Below are 250 nucleotides of genomic sequence, written 5' to 3'. Positions count from 1 at the left end.
GCCATTAGTTGGAAAAATCTCAACTATGCTTGGATGACTAGATGTCTCGATTGAGCTTTTTATGACTTCGCCATAGACCCTAGGTAAGGCCGGCTCGTAACGCAGGTTCTTCGAAATTATGCTGTCCATTAAATAAACTGTGAGATCGATAAGTTGCGTTTTGTCGAGATGGTCGAAAGTCTTATCAAGGAGCCCATCTAGAATAACTAGCGCATCGTCACTGGCAGCTGATAAATGGCTTTCAAAGAAA

The 250-nt window shown here is 42.4% G+C and carries 1 protein-coding gene; it reads right to left on the bottom strand.

Features of this window, described 5'->3' with window-relative positions:
- On the bottom strand, nucleotides 1-250 hold a 250-nt coding region (locus SB786_RS37100), incomplete at both ends, for a hypothetical protein (protein ID WP_410731695.1).

Origin of the sequence: Burkholderia sp. SIMBA_062 (assembly GCF_046534765.1) — a bacterium.
GTDB classification, from domain to species: domain Bacteria; phylum Pseudomonadota; class Gammaproteobacteria; order Burkholderiales; family Burkholderiaceae; genus Burkholderia; species Burkholderia ambifaria.
Note: the sequence above shows the minus strand (reverse complement) of the source record. Positions and strands in the feature narration are given on the sequence as shown.